Source organism: Aeromonas sp. QDB18, assembly GCF_027705325.1.
GTDB classification, from domain to species: domain Bacteria; phylum Pseudomonadota; class Gammaproteobacteria; order Enterobacterales; family Aeromonadaceae; genus Aeromonas; species Aeromonas caviae.
This window is the reverse complement of the sequence record NZ_JAPDBQ010000246.1, coordinates 1-2,667: the sequence shown is the minus strand read 5'-3', so window position 1 is coordinate 2,667 and position 2,667 is coordinate 1. Positions and strand designations below refer to the sequence as shown.

The 2,667-nt window shown below is 62.3% G+C and carries 2 protein-coding genes and 1 pseudogene; 2 read left to right on the top strand and 1 reads right to left on the bottom strand.

Annotated elements, in window-relative coordinates; all coding sequences use genetic code 11:
* The first annotated feature begins 83 nt into the window (after positions 1–83).
* Complete coding sequence (locus OKC30_RS20515) at positions 84–980, top strand: DMT family transporter (RefSeq protein ID WP_041212829.1); 897 nt, start codon at positions 84–86, stop codon at positions 978–980.
* A gap of 61 nt (positions 981–1,041) precedes the next feature.
* On the top strand, positions 1,042–1,239 hold the full coding sequence (locus tag OKC30_RS20510; RefSeq protein WP_039038678.1) for a hypothetical protein: 198 nt from the start codon (positions 1,042–1,044) through the stop codon (positions 1,237–1,239).
* Between the two features lie 72 nt (positions 1,240–1,311).
* On the opposite strand, the pseudogene OKC30_RS20505 reads toward OKC30_RS20510, so the two are convergent.
* Positions 1,312–2,625: pseudogene (locus OKC30_RS20505) on the bottom strand (methyl-accepting chemotaxis protein).
* Between the last annotated feature and the right edge of the window lie 42 nt (positions 2,626–2,667).

The window sequence follows — 2,667 nt, the reverse complement described above, 5'->3', positions numbered from 1 at the left end:
ACCAGCGGGGCTGACGCCCCGGCGAAATTCCCCTCCCACCTACGTCGGAGGGAGTCCCCTTTCGCATTTAAGATGGAGGCATTGTGCGCCCTTTACCCGTCCTGACGCTGACCCTGGCCATGCTGCTCTGGTCCAGCTCCTTCATCGCCCTCAAACATGTGCTGGAAATCTGGTCCTTCGGTCAGGTGCTCTTCATGCGGATGGGGGTGGCGTCCTGTTGCTGGCTGCTCTGCTACCGCCAGCTTGGCCGCGTCACTTACCAGAAGGGGGATTGGCGCTGGTTGGCCCTGATGGGGGCGCTTGAGCCCTGCCTCTACTTTCTTCTTGAAGTCAACGCCCTGCGTTACACCAGTGCCGGCCAGGCCGGTATGGTCTGTGCCCTGCTTCCCCTGATGGTGGCTCTGGTGGCCTTCGTGCTGCTTGGAGAGCGGGTGAGTCGCCGCCAGCTGCTGGGCTTTGCCATCGCCATCGTTGGCATCGCCCTGCTGGGGTTGGGGGAGGGCGCCGACGAGTTCGCCCCCAACGCCCTGCTCGGCAACAGCCTGGAGATGGGCGCCATGCTCTGCGCCGCCACCTATTCCGTGGTATTCAAGAAGCTCTCCAGCCGCTACGGCGTGATGACACTGACAGCGTTGCAGGCCTTCGTCGGCATGCTCTTCTTCGCGCCCTTTGCCTTCAGTGCGCCCTGGCCCGCGAGCTGGGCCTGGCAGGACATGGGGGTCATCCTCTTCCTCGGCGCCTTCGTGACACTTGGTGCCTACCTGCTCTACAACTGGTCGGTGACCCAGGTGAAGGTGACCCTGGCGGCTGCCTATGTGAACCTCATACCGGTCTTTACCCTGCTGCTCGCCTATCTGCTGCTGGGAGAGACGCTCACTGCCCTGCAATGGGTGGCCTGTGCCGCCGTGCTGGCCGGCATCGGGGTGGGCCAACTGCCGTCCGGCAGGAAGCGTGCGCAGGCAGTCGCCACCGGGGGATGAGTCGCCGTCATTAGGCTACAGTCTGGGCAGGGAAACACGCTGTCTAAGAAGGAGCCGACCGATGAGCGACATGCACTTGCTGGCCGCGGCCAAAAGCCTGTTGAGCCATCCCCCCTTTACCCTGGCCGATGCCAGAGCCCTGGAGGCGCTGGAAGAGGAAGCTGTGGGGGAGGAGGGGCTCTGCATCGCCGCGCTATGGGACATCGCCCTCGCGCTGGCGGACGAGGAAGCCAGACACTATCTCCTGGGGGATGGCTGAGCGGGTTTCGGGTGGGCGGACAGCAATGACAACGGGGGGCCTGGGCCCCCCGTTGTCATTGGCAGCTGTCGCTCAGATGGAGAGGCTCTTGACGGTGTCCGACACCGAGTTGGCGTCCTCGATGATCTCCTTGATGACGTCGGCGATGATGGTGGCCTGCTCCTGACCTGCCACCGCCTTGTCGGAGACGACGGAGACGGTCTGGGTGATCTAGGAGGTGATCTCCGAGTTGTGCTTGATGACGGTGACGATCTCGCTGGTGGAGCTGGAAGTGCGCGCCGCCAGTTGCCTCACCTCGTCGGCCACGACCGCGAATCCCCGTCCCTGTTCCCCGGCGCGGGCCGCCTCGATGGCCGCGTTGAGGGCCAGCAGGTTGGTCTGATCCGCGATGCCGCTGATGGTGGAGATGATGGATTCGATGCTCCTGGATTGCTGGTTGAGCTGCTCTATCTGCTTGCTGACCGCATTGACCGAGGTGTTGATGTGAGAGGAGGTGTCGAGCACCCTGTCGATGACCTCCCGCCCCCTGGCGGCGCTCGCGACGGTTTCGCTGGCGATGGCACACGCCTTCTGGGCCGCTTCCCGGGTGGAGATGGATTGCTCCACCCGCTCGGTGATGTCGCTCGCCAGCTTGATGATTTTGACCACCTTGCCCTCGTGGTTGAAGATGGGGTTGTAGGTGGCCTCCAGCCAGATCTTCTCCCCCCGGTGACCCAGACGCATGAAGAGCCCTGACTTGATGTCACCCGAGCCGAGATCCTGCCAGAAATGGGGGTTGTTCTGGTAGAACTCGGTGTCACAGAAGAGGCGATGATGCTTGCCGACCACCTCTTCCAGCCGGTAGCCAAAGCAGTTGAGGAAATTCTGGTTGGCGGTGATGACGGTGCCATCGGGTTGGAAATCGATGACCGCCAGGGACTTGTCCAGGGCTGCCAGCAGTGCCTGGGTGCGCTCCAGGGTGGATTGCTGCTGGGTCACGTCGGAGGCGACCTTGGCGATCCGCACCACCTTGCCGTCGATCACGATGGGGAAATAGGTCGCCTCCAGCCACACGGCCTTGCCGGATTTCGACTGGCGAATGAAGCGACCGCTGCGGGAGACGCCGTGGCGCAGATCCTGCCACAAGGTCTCGTAATCCCGGGTATTGACGTCGTCGGAGAAGCAGAGGGTGCTGTGATGCTTGCCAATCACCTCGTCACGTTCAAATCCCACGATCTTGAGAAACAGCGCGTTGGCGAAGGTGACCACTCCCGCCGGGGTGAACTGGACGAAGGGGACCTGCAACTGGATAGCCTGTTCAAATGCCCCCAGTTCCACCACCCTTGCCGCTTGCTCACTGGCTTCCTTGCTTGGGAAGGTGCGAACAAGTCCCTGATATGAGATCATGTTTGTCATCTGGAGCCATGAAAAAGGGTTCATCATGAGTCA

What these genes read in the sequence shown, in the direction of transcription:
- OKC30_RS20510 (WP_039038678.1), top strand. Translation starts at nt 1,042, where the DNA reads ATGAGCGACATGCACTTGCTGGCCGCGGCCAAAAGCCTGTTGAGCCAT.